The sequence below is a fragment of the Halogeometricum sp. CBA1124 genome (genome assembly GCF_009741955.1).
In the GTDB taxonomy this organism is placed as follows: domain Archaea; phylum Halobacteriota; class Halobacteria; order Halobacteriales; family Haloferacaceae; genus Halogeometricum; species Halogeometricum rufum.
In genome coordinates this window covers 1-17,715 of sequence record NZ_WPCD01000054.1, presented here as the reverse complement: position 1 = coordinate 17,715, position 17,715 = coordinate 1, and the positions used below count along the sequence as shown (strand labels likewise).

17 protein-coding genes and 3 pseudogenes are annotated in these 17,715 nt (G+C 69.3%); 10 read left to right on the top strand and 10 right to left on the bottom strand.

The window, feature by feature from the left end; translation table 11 throughout:
* Window positions 1-179: 179 nt before the first annotated feature.
* From truD to GJ632_RS09160, 4 genes and pseudogenes are all read right to left on the bottom strand, one after another.
* A pseudogene (gene truD / locus GJ632_RS09175) lies at window positions 180-1,585 on the bottom strand (tRNA pseudouridine(13) synthase TruD).
* Window positions 1,586-1,676: 91 nt separating this feature from the next.
* Window positions 1,677-3,071, bottom strand: coding sequence for a PAS domain-containing sensor histidine kinase (locus GJ632_RS09170; protein ID WP_191452753.1), 1,395 nt, complete (start codon window positions 3,069-3,071; stop codon window positions 1,677-1,679).
* A 90-nt stretch (window positions 3,072-3,161) separates the two neighbouring features.
* Window positions 3,162-3,500, bottom strand: coding sequence for a peptidyl-tRNA hydrolase Pth2 (gene pth2, locus GJ632_RS09165; RefSeq protein ID WP_191452752.1), 339 nt, complete (start codon window positions 3,498-3,500; stop codon window positions 3,162-3,164).
* A 39-nt stretch (window positions 3,501-3,539) separates the two neighbouring features.
* On the bottom strand, window positions 3,540-4,760 hold the full coding sequence (locus GJ632_RS09160) for an AI-2E family transporter (RefSeq protein WP_191452751.1): 1,221 nt from the start codon (window positions 4,758-4,760) through the stop codon (window positions 3,540-3,542).
* Between the two features lie 128 nt (window positions 4,761-4,888).
* Between GJ632_RS09160 and dcd the strand changes: the two genes are divergently transcribed.
* The 4 genes and pseudogenes from dcd (at window position 4,889) to GJ632_RS09140 (ending at window position 7,708) form a co-directional block, all read left to right on the top strand.
* A complete protein-coding gene (gene dcd, locus GJ632_RS09155; protein WP_089804972.1) occupies window positions 4,889-5,527 on the top strand; it encodes a dCTP deaminase in 639 nt (212 codons plus the stop codon).
* Window positions 5,527-6,434 (top strand): annotated as a pseudogene (locus GJ632_RS09150) (thiamine-phosphate synthase family protein). The gene dcd and the pseudogene GJ632_RS09150 overlap by 1 nt, the downstream one beginning before the upstream one ends.
* 2 nt (window positions 6,435-6,436) lie before the next feature.
* Window positions 6,437-7,108 (top strand): class I SAM-dependent methyltransferase, encoded by a 672-nt coding sequence (locus GJ632_RS09145; protein WP_191452750.1) that lies wholly within the window; start codon window positions 6,437-6,439, stop codon window positions 7,106-7,108.
* A gap of 96 nt (window positions 7,109-7,204) precedes the next feature.
* Window positions 7,205-7,708 (top strand): halocyanin domain-containing protein, encoded by a 504-nt coding sequence (locus GJ632_RS09140; RefSeq protein WP_191452749.1) that lies wholly within the window; start codon window positions 7,205-7,207, stop codon window positions 7,706-7,708.
* 91 nt (window positions 7,709-7,799) lie between these two features.
* Here the strand turns inward: GJ632_RS09140 and GJ632_RS09135 are convergent.
* Window positions 7,800-8,713 (bottom strand): annotated as a pseudogene (locus GJ632_RS09135) (sulfide-dependent adenosine diphosphate thiazole synthase); the annotation flags it as partial.
* A gap of 153 nt (window positions 8,714-8,866) precedes the next feature.
* On the opposite strand from GJ632_RS09135, the gene GJ632_RS09130 reads away from it, so the two are divergent.
* The 3 genes from GJ632_RS09130 (at window position 8,867) to GJ632_RS09120 (ending at window position 11,497) form a co-directional block, all read left to right on the top strand.
* Window positions 8,867-9,868, top strand: coding sequence for a glutathione S-transferase family protein (locus tag GJ632_RS09130; protein WP_191452748.1), 1,002 nt, complete (start codon window positions 8,867-8,869; stop codon window positions 9,866-9,868).
* A gap of 171 nt (window positions 9,869-10,039) precedes the next feature.
* Window positions 10,040-11,173 (top strand): molybdopterin-dependent oxidoreductase, encoded by a 1,134-nt coding sequence (locus tag GJ632_RS09125; RefSeq protein ID WP_191452747.1) that lies wholly within the window; start codon window positions 10,040-10,042, stop codon window positions 11,171-11,173.
* Window positions 11,174-11,233: 60 nt separating this feature from the next.
* Complete coding sequence (locus GJ632_RS09120; RefSeq protein WP_089807010.1) at window positions 11,234-11,497, top strand: hypothetical protein; 264 nt, start codon at window positions 11,234-11,236, stop codon at window positions 11,495-11,497.
* Between the two features lie 42 nt (window positions 11,498-11,539).
* Here the strand turns inward: GJ632_RS09120 and GJ632_RS09115 are convergent, their stop codons facing one another.
* From GJ632_RS09115 to GJ632_RS09100, 4 genes are all read right to left on the bottom strand, one after another.
* The gene (locus GJ632_RS09115; RefSeq protein WP_191452746.1) at window positions 11,540-12,289 is read right to left on the bottom strand and encodes a 4-phosphopantoate--beta-alanine ligase; all 750 of its coding nucleotides are present in this window, start codon (window positions 12,287-12,289) and stop codon (window positions 11,540-11,542) included.
* 94 nt (window positions 12,290-12,383) lie between these two features.
* Window positions 12,384-13,304, bottom strand: coding sequence for a pantoate kinase (locus GJ632_RS09110; protein WP_191452745.1), 921 nt, complete (start codon window positions 13,302-13,304; stop codon window positions 12,384-12,386).
* 107 nt (window positions 13,305-13,411) lie between these two features.
* Window positions 13,412-13,753 carry a hypothetical protein gene (locus GJ632_RS09105; protein WP_191452744.1) on the bottom strand — a complete coding sequence of 114 codons (342 nt, stop codon included), beginning with the start codon at window positions 13,751-13,753 and terminating at the stop codon, window positions 13,412-13,414.
* Window positions 13,754-13,861: 108 nt separating this feature from the next.
* Window positions 13,862-14,452 carry a hypothetical protein gene (locus tag GJ632_RS09100; RefSeq protein ID WP_191452743.1) on the bottom strand — a complete coding sequence of 197 codons (591 nt, stop codon included), beginning with the start codon at window positions 14,450-14,452 and terminating at the stop codon, window positions 13,862-13,864.
* 96 nt (window positions 14,453-14,548) lie between these two features.
* Between GJ632_RS09100 and GJ632_RS09095 the strand changes: the two genes are divergently transcribed.
* Both GJ632_RS09095 and GJ632_RS09090 read left to right on the top strand, forming a co-directional pair.
* Window positions 14,549-14,851 (top strand): UPF0175 family protein, encoded by a 303-nt coding sequence (locus GJ632_RS09095; protein WP_191452742.1) that lies wholly within the window; start codon window positions 14,549-14,551, stop codon window positions 14,849-14,851.
* On the top strand, window positions 14,852-15,400 hold the full coding sequence (locus GJ632_RS09090) for a PIN domain-containing protein (protein WP_191452741.1): 549 nt from the start codon (window positions 14,852-14,854) through the stop codon (window positions 15,398-15,400).
* 176 nt (window positions 15,401-15,576) lie between these two features.
* On the opposite strand, the gene aspS is transcribed toward GJ632_RS09090, so the two are convergent.
* Entirely contained in the window at window positions 15,577-16,881 is a 1,305-nt protein-coding gene (aspS, locus tag GJ632_RS09085) for an aspartate--tRNA(Asn) ligase (protein ID WP_089804998.1), read from the bottom strand.
* Between the two features lie 166 nt (window positions 16,882-17,047).
* Between aspS and GJ632_RS09080 the strand changes: the two genes are divergently transcribed.
* Window positions 17,048-17,715 (top strand): DUF4013 domain-containing protein (locus tag GJ632_RS09080; RefSeq protein WP_191452740.1); only part of this gene is annotated, 668 nt, incomplete at its 3' end.

Sequence of the window (17,715 nt, the reverse complement as noted above, 5' to 3'; positions counted from 1 at the left end):
GGGTCGCTGTACGCCGTCGCCGTCGTCTTCGTCGCCCTCGTCGCGTTCGGCCTCGTCGTCGCCGCCGTCCCGTTCGCCCTCGTCGGCGTCGGGAGCGTCGAGCGATAGGGCGGCGGTCGGGGGCCGAGCGACGGGTCGGCGGTCGGAGCGGGCCGCCGGTTGCGGACGCGGCGGCCCGCTCAGAGGTCCTGCGGCGTCGTCTTCAGGTACTCCCGCAGGAGCACCGTGGCGTACGACCCCGACGGGAGCGAGAAGGAGAGTTCGTAGGCGTCGTCGTCGGCGTCCACCGCCGTCTCCACGTCCGTCCGGAGGAGGACCGCCCGGCGCGTCCCCGAGGAGTCGAACTCGCCCGGCAGGTCGAAGTCCGACGGGGCGAGGTCCAACTCGTCCAGCACGGCGCGTTCGACCTCGCCCGCCTCGCCCTCGGCCAACTCGGTGTCGGTGCCGACGAGGGGCGCGGTGACGAACGCGCGGCCGCGTTCACAGTGGCGGGCCATCACCTCGACGCGGCGGCCCGTCGCCACCTGCGTCCGGTCGGGGTCGGCGCGGGACAGTCTCTCGGGTGCGTCCCGGTCGGCGAAGCAGACGACGTCGCCCTCGACGGGGCGGGTGAGCGGCAGGCCGCGTTCGAGGCGTTCCGAGAGGATGCGGTTGAACGCGTACGACTGCGCGGCGTTGACGAACAGTCGCTGGAGGTTCCGGGGGACGGCTTCGAGGGCGTGCCGCCAGTCCTCGTCCGTCTCGTCGCCCTCGTCGGCGAGTCGGTGCAGCATCGACCGTTCGTAGCGCAGGCGGTGCGGCATCTCGTCGAGGGCGGCGTGCCAGTCGGGGTCCGGCGAGTCGGCCTGTTCGTCCACGAACCGGCGGGCCGCCTGCGTCCCCTCGGGTTCGGCGTCGGCGGGGTTGCGACGTACGAGAGCACCGCCTCGCGCCACTCGCCGCGGACGACGTGCAGGCCCACCTCGTGCGTGACCGGGCGGCGACTGCCGAACCGCTGGTGGCCGAAGTAGTTCGGGACGGCCACCGGGACGGGGCCGTCGGTCGCTGTGTCGCCGTCGGCGTCGCCCTCGCCGCCCGCCGGTTCCTCGCCCGTCAGGAACGCCCCCAACTCGGCGGTGACGGCCGCGGCGTTCTCCGGGGCGTCGGCGTCGCGGACGCGCACGTCGAAGTCGTTGCCCGCGAGGTCACCGAAGCCCAGGTCGCGGCCGATGCGGCCGACGACTTCGACGTCGGCGTCCGAGATGTCGGGGACGGCCTCGGGCGAGACGTCACGCACCGAGAACAACTGCGTCGTGACGGCGTACTTGTCCTTCGTGCCGGCCCACGCGACGCGCTCTCTGCTGACGCCGAGGGCGTCCGAGAGGCGGCGCGCGAAGTCGTTCGTGTCCCACCCGCGGAGCGTCACGCGGAGGAGGAGGTTCGGGTAGTCGCCGGGGTCTTCGTCCACGTCGACGGGGTCCATCGCCTCCACCTCGCGCACCCGGAAGTCCTCCGGGGCGACCCGGAGGCGGCCGCCCGTCCCCTCCGCGTCGCTGACGTAGTGGTCGATACCGACGCGCCGTTCGAGTGAGTGTGCGTCGCGCATGTCGGTCGTGGTCTGTCCGGCGTTCTCGCCGCGCGGATAAGCCCTCTCCGGTTCGGCCGTCACGCGGACGTGGGTCCGCCGCCGTCGCCCGTCACTCCGGCGGTGTTCCGCCGTTCACGCCGGTAATCTCGAAGCGCGCACCGCCGGACTCGCTCTCGGCGGCGACGACGTTCCAGTCGTGGGCGTCCGCTATCTCGGCGACGATGTTGAGTCCGAACCCCGTCCCGTCGTCGGCCGTCGAGTAGCCGTACTCGAACACGTCGTCGCGTTCCTCGGCGGGGATGCCCGGGCCGTCGTCGGCGACGGCGAACCCGTCCGGCAGGGGGTCGACGGTGACGGTCACGTCGTCGCCCCCGTGCCGGGTGGCGTTGCTGAACAGGTTCTCCAGCAGGCGGCGGACGCGCTGTCTGTCGCCCTCGACGGTCCCCAACTCCCCGTCCGCGGCGAGCGTCGCCGCCTCGGCTGTCACCGTGTTCCACGCCTCCGCGACGACGTCGTCCAGGGGGAACCGCTCGGGGTCGGTGACGTACTTGCCCTCCCGCGTGAGCGTCAGGACGTCGTCGATTATCTCGGCCATCCGGTCGGTGAGGTCTTCGACCGTATCGACGTACTCGTTGTCACAGCCCTCGACCTCGCGGAGGAGCGTCAACTGCGCCATCGCGGCGTTCAGCGGGTTCTTCAGGTCGTGACTGAGGACGCTCGCGAACCGCTCGAGTTTCTCCTCGCGGCGCTTCCGACGCGTGATGTCGCGGGCGACGCCCACCGCGCCGCCGAACGACCCGTCCTCGTTCGGCGGCAACAGCGCCATGTGCGACTCGATGGTCCGTTCGCTGCCGTCCTCGCGGGTGATGGTGCCTTCGAGTCGAATCGACTCGTCCTCGGAGTCGACGAGGTCGTGAATCGCCTCGAGGTGCTCCATCGACTGGTCCCCGGAAGCGGCCACCTCCCGCGGATGCGACCCGAGCAACTCCTCGCGTGAGTGTCCCGTGAGTCGAAGCGTCGCGTCGTTCACGTAGTCTATCTCGTCGTTCTCGTCGAACGTGAACACCGGGTCGGAGATGAGCGAGATGAGGCGGTCGCGCCGTTCGAGTTCGAGTTCGCGCACCTTTCGCTCGGTGATGTCGCGGACGACGTTCACGAGGACGGGCCGCCCGTCGAGTTCGGTCCGCGAGATGTTTATCTCGGTCCAGAATTCGCTGCCGTCGGCGCGTTCGGCCTTCCACTCGAAACTCGTCTCTCCCGTCTCGCGCGCCTCCGAAATCAGTTCTTTCGCCCGCTCTTCGGTGTACTTCGGCGGGCCCGCGCTGTAGTCGGCGATGGAGAGTTCGCGGAACTCCGCGGGCGTGTAGCCGTACATCTCCTCGACGGCACCGCTGACTGCGAGCGTTTCGCCGGTCCCCGCGTCTCGGACCGTGATGACGTCGTTGACGTTCTCCAGCACCTGGAGAATCGTCTGGCCCGTCTCGGAGGCGGCGAAATCCTTCATCGTCGGCACATCGGCAGTCACCCGATGTAAGTCGTTCGGCCGACGACGCCCGCGAGTGCGACCGTTCGGGGCCCTGCGGCGCTTCCGCGGTCAGTAGAGAGAGAGGTCCCCGGTCACCTCGTCCACGAGGTCGTCGCGCCCCGGGCCGACGGCGAGGCAGGTGACGGTCCCCGGGTCCAGTTGCGTGTGTCCGGCGTCGCGGACGACGGCGTGCGGGAGGCCCCGGCGTTCGGCCTCGTCCGCCAGGCGGAACAGCGTCTCCTCGCCGTTCGCCTTCAGGACGACCTTCTTCTGACCGGACCCCTTCCACTCCGTCCGCGCCGTGCGGTCGGCGTCCTCGAACGCCGAGAGACTCGCGTGGGCGACCTGTGCGGCGAGTTTCCCGCGACTCATCCCGAGGTCGGCCCGCGCGACGATGGCCTGCTTCATACGGCCGCATCTCCCGTCCACGGATAAATCACTGCCGAGTCACTGTCCCTCGTCGCCCGCAACGTCGGAGGCGGCGTCCGCGTCGTCGCCACCGTCGCTCCCGCCGTCGCCGGCCACTTCCGGTTCGCTCGACCCGAGCGACGCCGCCGACTCCACCTTCGGCGTCAGCGAGTCGCCGTGGACGAGGTCGGTGAACGTGACGCGCACCACCTCGATGACGAGGACGACGACGAGGGGGAGCAGGAAGAACCCGTACCAGCCCCAGACGACGGGGCCGAGGATGTAGGCGAACAGCAGGAGCCCCGGATGCAACTGCCGCCCCGTGACGTACGGCTGGATGACGCCTGCGGGAGGAGGTCCAAGACGACGAGACAGACGACGAAGAACCCGCCGACGAACAGGTAGTGGTTCGGCGACGTTCCCACGGCGCTGACGGCGAGGTACGCCGTGATGGGGACGTAGACGAGTTTGCTCACGACGAGGGGGATGAGGCTCGACACCCCCCGAGAGCACCGCGAGTACCAGCGGCATGGGGACCGACAGCCCCGACGGAGCGACGGCGTTCGTCCCGAGGTAGACGGCGGCGGCGATGACGGCCATCGTGGCGACGAACAGCACGTTTCCGAAGTAGAGCGACTCTAGGTCGTCGTCCACCGCCGCCGCGTACTGGCCGGTCGGCGAGTCCCGTTCGGCGACGTTCGAGTGGAACCACGCGGCGATGCTGTCGTCGTCGCGCAGGAGGTAGAACCCCATCGCCAGCGCGAGCGTCAGGTGCAGCAGGCCGTTCAGGACGGTTCCGAGGACGCTCGCCGCCCGCCCGACGAGCGACGTGATGGACTGCTGGTTCAGACTGAGCGACTGCGGCGGGTTCGTGACGAGCGTCGAGAGCGTCTCCCACTGCGCCTGCGGCATCGACTGGACGCCGGTGAACCGGGTGACGAGCGACTGGACCGGCGGCGGCACGCTCCCGAGCGTCGCCTGCAGGCTCGTCGCCGTGTGGACGCCGGCGTACACGAGCAACGCGAGGACGGGGAGGACGAACCCGAGCATCGTCGCGGCCGCGGTGATGCCGTCCGAGTCGGTCACGCGGCTGATTCGGTCGTACAGCGGTCGCGCCGCGTAGTAGGCGAAGACGCCCAGCACGAACGTGCCGACGAACGAGTAGACGACGAACGCGAGGACGAGGCCGAGTCCGAGGACGTACGCCCACCACCCGAGGCGAGAGCGCTCCACCGACGACGAGGACGAGAGCGACCACATCACTGCTCGGTTCGCCCGGGGCGGGGGAAGTTCTTATGCCCGTCGTACCGGAAATTAAGCCGAATCGGTCACACCGGCGTCCGGCCGAGAGGAGTGGCTTTACGTCGTCCGAACGCGCCTCCCCGAACATGATACTGTCCGACGCGGACATCCTCGAACGACTGGGCGAGGGTGACCTCGTGGTCGAACCGCTGGACGACCTCGACATGCAGGTCCAACCGGCGAGCATCGACCTCCGACTCGGCGAGGAGTTTCTGGAGTTCCAGCGGACGAACATCTCGTGCATCCACCCCAACCGCGAGGAGGAGGTGTCGAAGTACGTCCGCGAGACGCACGTCGAGGAGGGCGACGAGTTCATCCTCCACCCCGGCGACTTCGTCCTCGGGACGACGAAAGAGCGGGTCGAGATTCCGCCGGACCTCCTGGCCACCGTCGAGGGCCGGTCGTCGCTCGGCCGTCTCGCCATCGTCATCCACGCCACGGCGGGCATCGTCGATCCGGGGTACCACGGACAGATAACGCTCGAACTGTCGAACCTCGGCACCGCGCCCGTCGCTCTCTCGCCGGGGATGCGCGTCTCGCAACTCGTCTTCACCGAACTGAAACAGCCCGCCGACCGGCCGTACGGCGTCGAACGCGGCTCGAAGTACCAGGACCAGGAGGGCCCGCAGGCCTCGCGTATCGGCCACGACCCCGAGTTCGCCGCGGCCCGCGCCGACGCGGCGGACGCCGAACGTGAGTCCGGACCCGACGGGGGGACCGACTGATGCGCTTCATCGAGGAGATCGTCGTCGAGGAGTTCCTCCCGACGTTTCGCTCGATGCTCGCCGAGGAGTTGCGCGAACGCGGGTTCACCCAGCGCGAAGTCGCCGACGCCCTCGGCATCAGCCAGTCGGCCGTCTCGAAGTACGCCCACGGCGAGGTGAGCCGCAACGACCTGTTCCTCGAAGACGACCGCGTGCGGGAACTCGTCGAACGCGTCGCGGAGGGGCTCTCGACTGGCGACATGCGCCCGTGCAGGCACTCGTCGAGGCGGAAGTGCTCGTCCGCCGCCTGGAGGAGGGCGACCTGCTGGCGACCCTGCACGAGGAACAGATGCCCGCACTCGCCGAGTACGACGGCGCGCTGAGCGTCCACGACCCCGACAGCACCCTTCGGACGGCCGAACGCGTCCGGTCGTCGGTCCGGCGCGGCCTCCGGACGCTGACGAACGCCAGCGGGTTCGCCGGCCTCATCCCGAACGTGGGCTCGAACCTCGCGGAGTGCCTCCCGGAGGCCGACGACATCGAGGACGTCGCGGCCATCCCCGGCCGCATCTTCGACGTGAAGGGGAAGGCGACGGTCCCCTCCGACCCCGAGTTCGGGGTGAGCGAGCACGTCGCCTCCGTCCTCCTCTCCGCGCGTGCGGCGGGCCGAGACGTCCACGGCGCCGTCAACGTCCGCTACGACCCGGACCTCGTCGATGCCCTCGAAGCCGCCGGGTACGACACGCTGGAGTTCGACCCCGACGCGCCCGAGGACCCCATCGTCGCCGCCCTCGAGGGCCGCGACGACCTGACGGACACGTTCGTCCTCTACCAGACCGGCGCGTACGGCATCGAGGCCATCACCTACGTCCTCGGCCCGGACGCACCGACGGTGGCCCGCGCCGTCCGGACCCTCCTCACCGACTGACGATGGCGGACGGCGTCACCGCCACGCAGGAGTTCTACACCCGATACGCGGCCCTGTACGACCGGATAGCCAGACGGACGCCGGGTGTGGGGGGTCTCCGCGAGTCCGTCGCCGACGCACTCGACCCCGCACCCGGCGACACCGTCGTCGAGATGGGGTGCGGGACGGGCGCGAACTTCCCGTACCTCCGAGAGCGAGTCGGCCCCGCGGGAACCGTCGTCGGCGTGGACTTCACGCCCGGCGTCCTCGAAGTCGCCCGCGACAGAGCGGACGCGTGGGAGAACGTCCACGTCGTCCGCGGCGACGCCACCCGCCCGCCCATCGCGGACGCCGACGCCGTCCTCGCGACGTTCGTCTCGGGGATGCTGGCGGACCCCGCCGCCGCGGTGCGGACGTGGGGTGAACTCGCCGGGCCGGGCGGCCGCCTCGCCCTCGCGGACCTCGGCCGGACGACGCGGACGCCGTTCAGACCGCTCAACGCCCTGTTCAGGGGTATCGTCCGCGCGTCGTCGCCGCCGGGGACGCGGAGCCAGTTGGCGCAGTCGCCGACGGCGACGCTCGACGCCAGACTGGTCGCCGCCCACCGCGAACTCGACGCGGTCTGCGAGGACGTCCGCCACGAGACGCGAGCGCTCGGGTTCGCTCGGGTATCCGGCGGACGGGTTCGCGAGTAGGTCCGCCCGGCCCCGACTGCGGGCCTCCCCGGGCGCGCACTCTACAACCGTGCGAACCAGTACCACTATACTCGACAGCGGCCTATCACTAACTGTATGTTAACAAGCACGCGGCGGGCGGTGCTCAGAGGGGTCGGCGTCGCGACGGCCGTTGGGGTCGCCGGCTGTGCCGGCGGGGGCGACGGCGGCGTGTCGGGGAGCGACTACCCGGCGATGGACGAGTGGCTGACCGAGACGGAGGTGGGTGCCGCGACCGACAGCTACGACGGTCAGGTGACGGACCGAACGGGGAGCGACACGGTCACCGTGGCGGTCGGTGCCGAGGGCAACGGCGGCTACTTCGTCTTCGACCCGCCGGCGCTCCTCGTCTCGACGGGGACGACGGTCGAGTTCTCGTGGACCGGTCGGGGGAACCCGCACAACGTCGAGGCTGAACGGGCCGAACAGATCGGCGAGTCGGACTACGAGTTCAGTTCGGGCGAGGCGGAGGGCGGCGAGGGCGTGAAGTTCACGCAGACGATGGACCGTGCCGGTGTCGCGCTGTACCACTGCGAACCGCACCTCTCGCTCGGGATGAAGGGCGGTATCGCCGTGGAGTGACCGACGGGCCGGTGGACGCGGGGGCGGTCGTCCGCGACGGCCGTCCGCGACGTTTGCCGGTGGCGTGGCGCCGTCGAGTGTCAGTCGTCCGCGGGCGCGGCGTCGAGAACTCCACCGCCGGCGCGTCGCGGCCGAGTTCGTCCAGAATCGACTGCGCGGCGCGCTTGCCGGAGACGAGCATCGCGCCGAACGTCGGTCCCATGCGCGGCAGGCCGTGGACGGTGGCGACGGCCATCCCCGAGGCGGCGACGCGGGGTGGACGACGCCCGTGTGTTCGACCACCGCGTCCTCGGACTCGCCGACCCACATCGAGTCGTGGCCGGGCGAGTCGTGGCCGGGCGCGCCGTACTCGTCGTCGTCCGTCTCGTCCATCCCGGTGTTGTGTTCGGCGGCGTGTTCGATGCCCGGGGCGTCGAGGACGCCCCGTTCGGACAGTTTCGAGACGACGACGGCGTCGTGGCCCGTCGCGTCCAGCACCATCTCGGACTCGACGGCGACGGGGTCCACGCAGGTGAGTTCGCGCGGGAGCGCGTGAACCGGCGTCCAGTTGAGGACGACGCCGCCGACGCGGTGGTCCTCGCGGACCACCACGTCCGTGAACTCGGTCATGTTCTGGACCGTCGCGCCGGCGTCGCAGGCGGCCTGAATCAGCGCCGAACAGGCGTGCGGGCCGTCCGCGACGTACAGACCGGGTGCCTCGTCGGACTCCTCGTGGGGGACGCCCAGTTCGTCCAGTACCTGTTGTGCCGGGTCGCGTACCGTCACCTTGTTCATCAGGAACCCGCCGAGCCAGAAGCCGCCGCCGAGGTAGTTGTTCTTCTCGACGATGGTCACGTCCACGTCGCGTTCGGCGAGTTCCTTCGCCGCCATCAGCCCCGACGGGCCGCCGCCGACGACGATGACCTCCGTGTCGACGCGGTCCAGGAACTCCTCGGACCAGTCGGAGGCGATGGCGCGCGTCACCTGTGCTTCGCTGACGTCCGCGAATCCGCCGAATTCGGACATACCACTTAGTGTTATTACTGACTACTAAACAGTTTCGGCGCGCGAGGGTGGCGGGGTCGTGTGTCCGCCGCGTCCGCGCGCCGAACGACTTACTGGTTCACGTCGCTAATCGGAGACGATGACGCGACGACTCACCAGTGGGGGAATCGACCGATGAACATGCTCGTCGACGGCGAGTGGCGGACGGACGCGTACGAATCGACGAACGAGGAGGGGGAGTTCGACCGGCAGGAGACGTCGTTCCGCGACTGGATACAGGAGGACGAAGACGCCGAGTTCCCGGCCGAGGCGGGTCGCTACCACCTCTACATCTCGCGGGCGTGTCCGTGGGCGCACCGCGCGGCGATGACGCGCCGCCTGAAGGGACTGGAGGACGCAATCTCGCTGTCCGTCGTCGAACCGGTCCGCATCGACGACGGCTGGGAGTTCTCCGCGGAGTACCCCGACCCCCTCTACGGCGAGGACTACCTCCGCGACGTCTACACACGCGCGGACGACGACTTCACGGGGCGAGTCACCGTGCCCGTCCTCTGGGACACGGAGACGGAGACCATCGTCAACAACGAGTCTCGCGAGATAATGCGGATGTTGAACACCGAGTTCGAGGCACACGCGAAGCACGACGTGGACCTCTGGCCCGAGGGCTCTCGCGAGGCGGTCGAGGAGATTCTCGACGACATCTACGAGCCGATAAACAACGGCGTCTACCGCGCCGGATTCGCCGGCTCTCAGGCCGCCTACGACGAGGCGGTGGACGAACTGTTCGACGCCCTCGACCGCTGGGAGTCGGTCCTCGACGACCGGCGGTTCCTCGCGGGCGACGCCCCGACGGAGGCGGACGTGGCGATGTTCGCCACGCTGATTCGATTCGACCACGTCTACCACACGCACTTCAAGTGTAACCGGCGGGCGATACACGAGTACCCGAACCTCTGGAACTACACGAAGGAACTGGCGCAACTGCCCGGCGTCGCCGAGACCATCAACCTCGACCACATCACGCGCCACTACTACGAGAGTCACGGCGACGTGAACCCCTCGCGTCTCGTCCCCACCGGCCCCGACATCGACTTCTTCGAGTCGCACGACAGGGACCGACTCCCCGCGGACCTGCCGGACGCGCTTCGCGGCGACGCGGCCCCGGCCGACGACTAGCCACCTTCCTGCAGACTCGGGTCGCACTTCGCGCGACCGCTCGTTGCAAAAAGCTGGACCAAAAAGGTTCCGCGAGACTCGGCCTGACGGCCTCGCTCGCGGTACGACCGATAGCGGGACGCCGCCCCGCACTGGCGACGCCTTCTTTCTCTCCGACTCCCTAGCGACGCCATGGCAGACCGGCGCACGGGTCCGTTCGCTCGCCTCCGTCGACTCCTCGCGAGGGTCGAACCGTCGCCGCGACTCGTCGACTGGTCCATCCTCGCGTGCGTCCTGTTCGAGGTGGGGAGCGGCGTCCTCAGTTTCGGCGCGGGTGCGCCCGCGAACTGGCCCCTCTTCGAACTCCACGCCGTCGTCGGTCTCACGCTCTCTGCCCTCCTCGTCTACAAGTTCCGTCGCGTCCGCCGGCGCGTCACCGACGCGCGCCTGTGGGACCGCGCGACGGGCCTCTCCGTCCTCACCGCCGTCGTCGCCGTCTCCGCCCTCCTCACGGGGGTGTGGTGGGCGCTCGGCGGCAACGCCCGCGTCCTCACCTACTGGAACCTCCTGAACCTCCACGTCGGCCTCGGACTCCTCCTCGTCCCCCTCGTCCTCGGCCACCTCTACACTCGATTTCGGACGCCCGCGCGCGCGGACTTCGAGGGCCGACGGACCGCCCTGCAGTACGGGACGCTCCTCGTCGGCGGCGCACTCCTCCTGCGCGCGCAGGAACTCGTCGTCGCCGCCTTCGACACCGGCGGCCGAGTGCGACGGTTCACGGGGTCGAAACCGGTCGAGGACGACGGACTCGCGCCCGAGGGAGACGTGGGCGACGGCAACGCCTCCTTCCCGGTGACGAGTTGGGTCGCCGACGACCCCGACCCGGTGGACGCCGCGGCGTGGCGACTCCGCGTCGGCGGCCTGGTCGAGTCCCCGCATTCGCTCTCCGCGGCGGACCTGACCGCCGACACGGAACGGCGCGTCCTCCTCGACTGCACCAGCGGGTGGTACGCCGAACGCGACTGGTGCGGCGTCCGACTCGGGGACGTCCTCGACGCCGCGGGCCCGCACGCCGACGCCGCGTGGGTGACGGTCCACTCGGTGACGGGCTACCGCTGGTCGTTCCCCCTCGACGAGGCCCGCGAGATGCTCCTCGCCACGCACGTCGGCAGCGAACGACTCACGCACGGCCACGGCTCCCCCCTCCGCCTCGTCGCGCCCGACAGGCGCGGCTTCCAGTGGATAAAGTGGGTCGACGGCGTCGAGGTCCGACGCCGGCGCGACCCGGCGCAGTGGCTGGCCGTGCTGGTCAGCGGGTTCGAGTGAACGGGAGCCACCGTCTTCACTAATCACAAGGCATTTCCACTACGTTTCAGACAGATGACCATGCTCGACGGTCCCGCCGGAGACTCCTTTCGATACGCACTGAACCCCGAATTGGCCAAACTGTACGGAATCACCGTTCTCGGTTATCTCGTCGCCGTACACTCACAGCGTTGGTTCGACATCGTCGGTCGCGAACCGTTGCAGAGTCTCGTCGAACTCCCGTTCCTGCTCTGCGGGTTGGCGCTGTTCTTCGGCGGATTAGTCGGCGTCCTCCACCGCGTCGTCTCGGATGCGGGCCGAATCCGAGGAGGCGGCCGAATCTGACCGTTCCCGTCCGAACCGACCACCGACGAGACGGTCCGAAGACTACGCCAACTCGCCGCCGCGAATCGCCGCTTCGGCCTCCCGCAAGGCGGCCTCGCGGTCGAACGTCTCGACGATTCGCTCCAGTTCCTCGCGGGAGGCGTCCGACAGGTCCCGGGCGTGGGCGGTGACGTTCGGCACCGCGCGGACGATGTTGTCGACGATGGGGACGGCCGCCGACTGCGCCGAGCGAGACATCGGGTTGAGGTCGACGACTATCTCGACTTTCCCCATCGCCGCCAGCGCCTCCGCCCGGTCGCCGTCTTCGAGGGGGACGAGGACCACGTCCGCCGACCCGATGCCGTCGGCGTCCACCTTCGCGCGTTCGTGGTCGAGGCCCGGGATGCGACCGTCGGCCGTGAGCCCCTTCACTTCGCTCGCTCCGTGGTCGCGCAGGTGGTCTGCGATGGCGCGGAGTCGCTCCTCGGTGCGGTTGAACAGGTTCACTTCGAGGTCCGCGCCGACGGCGTCGGCGAGTTCGACCATCTCGCCGGGGACGAGTGCCGCGACGTTGCCGTTGACCGAGAGCACCGGGTGCTCGGCGAGGAGCAATCGGGCGGCCGCGGCGCGTGCGGCGGCGTCCGCCGAGGGGATGGTCTCCTCGCCGAGGAGGTAGTCGAACGCCTCGCCCCTGCCCTCGGCGATGAGGCCCTGCTTCGAGGTGATGCCCTTCTCCACGCCCTCCTCGATGCGGTGTCTCGTGAGCAACGAGAGGTATCGCGGGTGACTCTCCGGAATCTCGATGTCGCTCATGGTCGAACGTGCGCGGTCCGCCGAGAAAAACGGGACGATGCGCCGCGGGGCGTCGCCGACCGACGCCGGGTGCCGCCGACGCGGGTGCCGACGGCTACTCCGGGACGAGACTCGACCCCGCGGGGTGGACGCCGCACACCTCGGGGTCGTAGCCGGCGTCCGACAGCGCCGTCCCGAACGCGAACACCGTGTCGCCGAGCATCGCCATCGAGGCGTCGCCGCCCGCGTCGCGCACGTCGGCGACGACGGCCGCGACCCGGTCGGTCGTCAGACCCGCCTCGCGGGCGAACCGCCGCGAGAGCGACACGAGTCGCTCCGGCGTCGGGTCCGCTCGCAGGTCTGAGAGGGCGCGTTCTCCGGCGGCGGTGAGGCGCGTCGTGTCGCCCGACAGCACGTCTTCGGTCGACACCTCGCCGAACGTGACGTACTCCACCCGCGGGCGGGCCGGGACGCCGTCCATCGCGCCGTGCCCCGGCGCGCCGGGTTCGAGGCGTATCGGCAGGCCGCCGCGGGCCTGCGCCACCACGTCGCCGAGGCCCGTGCCGGCCTCCACCTCGGCGCAGTGGGCGACGCCGACGAGTTCGTTCTCCGACCGGCCGATGCCGAAGACGCGGTTGGCGGCGTAGGCCGTTCCCAGCGCCATCGCACCGCTGACGCCGAACCCGGCGCCGAGGGGAAGCGGCGTCTCCGCGTGCACCGCCGCGCCGGGGACGCCCAGCGACCGCCGGACGGCGTCCACCGGCGGCATCGAGACGGCGTCTCCGTCCAGAGTCGTCGGTCCGGGTGTGCCGCCGTCGGTCTCACCATCGTCGCTCGAATCGTCACTCGCCGTCTCTCCGCTCGTCTCGTCGCTCCGCCCGCCGGTCGCGTCGGTTCGCCGCACCGTCACGCGCACCCCGTGGGAGAGGGCGACGCCCGCGCCCCGCGACCCGGCCACCGCCGGGTCATCGTGGGGGTGGGCGCTGAAGAAGCCCGTGACGTGCCCGGGGACGAACGCCGTCGCCTCGTCGGTCATGCTCGCAGTTGGCGCGCCGACCGTTATGTCCGGTGCGGTTTCGCCGCGCGTCTGACCGCACTCACGCGACCGGTCGTCATCGGTCCGCTCGTCCGTTCCGGCGTCGCTTACGTCTCGTCCGCCGAACGGTCCTCGGCGATGGGTTCGACGCGGAACACGTAGTCCTCGTAGACGCCGTCGAGGTTGGTCGGACTCTCCTCTGCGGTGTGCGCCCGGCACAGGTACGCTTCGGCCTCGACGGCGCCCTGACCGGTCTCCTCCTGGTACCGTTCCAGAACGAGGAACGCCGCGAGTTCGTTGCAGTCGCGGCGATGGCAGGTCCGCGGCGCCTCCTCCTGCGGCGGTTCTTCCTCGTCGCCGCGTTCGAGCGACTCTTCGACGTCCCGCCGGCGCCGGCGCTTCTCGGCGTCGCGAGCCTGTTTGTCTCGTCCCTGCTTCGTGTCAGGCATACGCGTGTACACGGGGATGCGGGGGATAACGCTGTGGGGGAAACGAACGCGCTCACCGCACGCCCGCCGGTCGATTCGAGGCCCGCTATCGAGGCCCGAACTGTCGTCTTAGCCGTGGTCCACGCCGACCAGTTCCACCCGCGCGTCGGGATGTTGGTCGAGGCGTTCGGCGACGACGTCGTCGTCGCGCAGGCTCTCGAGTTGCGCCTTCGCCTCCTCCCACGTCGGCGTGCCGAGGACCGTCACCGCGTTCAGCAGGACGTTCTCGGGAACGCCGGGGCCGCGCCCGCCGCCCTCGCCGAACGCCGCCTCCGAGTCGCCCACCTCGGCGATGATGGTCTCGACGAACCGACGGACGTCGTCCTCACCCGCCAGCGCTTCGTGCCACTCGCGCGGGTAGACGCTCACGTGGCCGTCGCCGGTGGCGTACAGCCTCCCGCCGCCGACCCACGACTCGCTCTCGACCGCTTCGGCGGCGGCGGCCCGGACGTCGTCGGGAGTCACCTCGTGTCCGCCCTCCGGGAGCGCGTCGGCGTACGCGACGAGGCGGTCGACCGAGACGCCGAACGCGTTGGATTCGATGGCGACCGGGTCGTGTCGTTCGACCAGCGCCGTCAGTTCCGTCGTCACCAGGTTGTCGCCGCGGTCCGCGGCCGCGTCGACGACGTCGTCGATGAGGTCGATGTCGGTGTCGGCCATGTCAGTCGGTGGTTCGACTGTGCAGGGAAAGGTGGCACGGCCGTTCGGGGACGGGGCGTAGGTTCAAGTACGAATACGCTGTAACACAACGTATACATGCCGTCGATAAGCGCGAGAATCCCGGACGACGAACGCGACGAGTTGGAGGAAGTCGCCGAACTCCTCGGCGAGGACAAGAGCGCGACGATTCGGAAGGCGCTGGACGAGGGCTTGAAACAGATACGCGTCCGTATCGCCGCAGAGCGTTACCAGTCGGGGGGGATTTCGGTGAATCAGGCGGCCCGCGTCGCCGGTGTCTCGCTGGCAGAGTGGCTGGAGATATGTCGCGAGCGGAATCTGACGACGCAGTTGAAGCCCGAGGATATAGAGGGAGACGCGGATACGGCGCTGGACCTGTAGATGGACATCTACGTGGACGCGACGACGCTTATCTCGTTGGGGAACGTCGGAGAGTTGGAGTTACTAAGGCACTTCTATGGTGATATCCATATTCCGAAGCCAGTGCAGGATGAAATCACGTCAGAGCCTGCCGCGTCCGCGGTCAATGAATTCCTACTTGAGGACGGCTTGGAAAATTGCGATATCAAGTTTCACGAAGCCACATCTGGCGATATACAGTTCACGAGTAGTGCCAAAGACATTTTAGACGAAAATGAAGTGAACGGCGATGTAGCGATCATTGCTGCGTGTCTTGAGTATAGAAGTGAAGATTCGTTTTGGGGTGTCGTTTCTGACGACCGACGAGTACGGATGGTTGCAAAGAGCCTCGGTGCCACTGTCACGGGCACCATCGGCGTCGTCGTCCGCGCCGTCCACGAGGGGATGCCGCCCGACGAGGCAAAAGAACTCGTCCGCCGCCTCGACTCGCAAGGGCTCCACATGACGGGGGAACTCCGCGAGACGGCGAACCGTCTCGTCGACGAGGCTGCGAAAGAACGCGAGGAGTGACTGCGTCGTCGCCTACGGAGAGAGTCGCTGCCGGTCCGACGAGAGTCGCTGACGCTCCTCTCGTTGGCTCGCCACGTCTTCGCCCTCCGGGCTCAGACGCTGCCGGTCTCGCGGGAACAACGAAAAGCTCGCTTCGCTCGCTTTTCTGGCCCCCGCGCTCGTCGTCGCGGCGTCGCCTACGGCGACAGCCGCTGTCGGTCTCGCGGGAACAACACCGCTTCCCGGATGTTGTCGAGTCCGAGCATCGTCATCACGAGACGCTCGCCGCCGAGGCCCCAGCCCGCGTGCGGAGGCATGCCGTACTTGAACATCTTCGTGTAGTACTCGAACTGGTCGGGGTCGAGCCCTTGCTGTTCGAAGCCGGCCACGAGGTGGTCGTAGCGGTGTTCACGCTGACCGCCGGAGACGAGTTCCATCCGCGGGTGCATCATGTCGAAGCCCGTCGAGAGCTGCTCGTCGTCGTCGTGGTCCTTGATGTAGAACGGCTTTATCTCGGAGGGCCAGTCGGTGATGAAGTAGTGCTCGCCGACGTCCTCGCCGAGCGCTCGCTCCGCCTCGGTGGACAGGTCGTCGCCCCACACGAGTTGCACGTCGAGTGCGCCCGTGGCGTTGACGCGTTCGATGGCCTCCTCGTAGCTGAGACGCGGGAACTCGCCCTCGGGCACCTCGAACTCCTCGTCCAGACCGAGCAGTTCGAGTTCGCGTTCGCAGTTCTCGGCGACGCCCTCGTAGGCGGCCTTGACGACGTGTTCGCAGGCGTCCATCGCCTCCGTGTGGTCGTAAAACGCCGACTCGAAGTCGATGGACGTGGCCTCGTTCAGGTGCCGCGGCGTGTTGTGCTCCTCCGCGCGGAAGATGGGGCCCACCTCGAAGACGCGTTCGAGACCCGAGCCGACCATGAGCTGTTTGAACAACTGCGGCGACTGGTTCATGAACGCCTCTTTGCCGAAGTACGTGATGGGGAACAGCTCCGTGCCGCCCTCGGTGCCGGTGGCGACTATCTTCGGCGTGTTGATCTCCGTCGCGTTGAGGCCGCGGAAGGCGTCGCGGACCGAGCGGAGAATCTCCGCCCGAATCTCGAAGATGGCCTTCACCTCGTCCTTTCGGAGGTCGAGCGTCCGGTTGTCGAGTCGCGTCGAGAGTTCGGCGTCGACCTTTCCCGAGGGGTCGAGGGGGAGTTGCGTGTCCGCCTCGGCCATCACGTCGATGCTCTCAGGGACGATTTCGACGCCCGTGGGCGCGCGAGGCTCCTCCTTCACGTCGCCCGTGACGGAGACGACGCTCTCGCGGGCGACGTCGAGGCCCGTCTCGACGAGGTCCTCGTCCATCTCGTCCTTCTCGAGTTTGATCTGTATCTTGCCGCTCTTGTCGCGCAGGATGAGGAAGGCGATGCCCCCGAGGTCGCGCACCTCGTGGACCCACCCCGCGACGGTGACGCTGTCGCCGGGCGCCGCGTCTGCCGTGTAGGTACGGTTCTGCATGTGCCGTGATTCCGGCCGCCCGGTCTTAAAAACGGTCGTTTCGGACCGCCGACCGCGCCGGAACCACACGTTCGATGCGGCACGACGCGGCCGGTCCGCACACTCGCTGACTCGGGTCTCCTCGCCTGAAGGTATATGTAGGGAGACGGGGCCAGACGGCTCACCGATGTTCGACGCACTCGCCGACCGCGCACCGTTCGACGCCGACCGGACAGACACGCTCCTCGTGGGGACGCTCGTCACCCTCGCGACGGCCTCGGCGCCCATCGTCGGACTCCTCGTCCTCGGCTACGCCGTCCGCACGACGCGTCGGCGGGCGCGCGGTGAGGGCCTCCCGGCGTTCGACGACTGGCGCGCTCTCGCCGGCGACGGCGTCCGCGCCGCCACCGCGACGAGCGTACTCCACCTCCCGGCGGCCGCCGTCGTCGCCGTCGTCGGCCTCGACCGGATGCTCCGCGGCGCGTCGTCGCTGGCGTACCTGAGTCACTACGCGCTCTCACCGGACTACGGAGCGGTGGCCGCCATCGCCGCCGTCGCCCTCCTCGAACTGGTCGCCGGCTACCTCTCGGTGGCGACGCTGGTCGGCCTCGCCCGGACGGGGGCCGTGGACGCCCGCCTCCCGTCCGTGGTCGCCGAACTCGTCCGCGACCCCCGGTTCGGCCGCGCGTTCGGCCTCACCCTCGCCGTCGGCGGCGGCGCCCGCCTCGCGCGACTCGCACTCGCGACGCTCCCGGTCGTGGGTGAACCGCTCGGCGCGTTCGTCTCGTTCGTCGGCGTCGTCGTCGCGTCCCACGGCCACGTATCATCGTCTCTCAGTCGGTCGGTCGTGTCGGT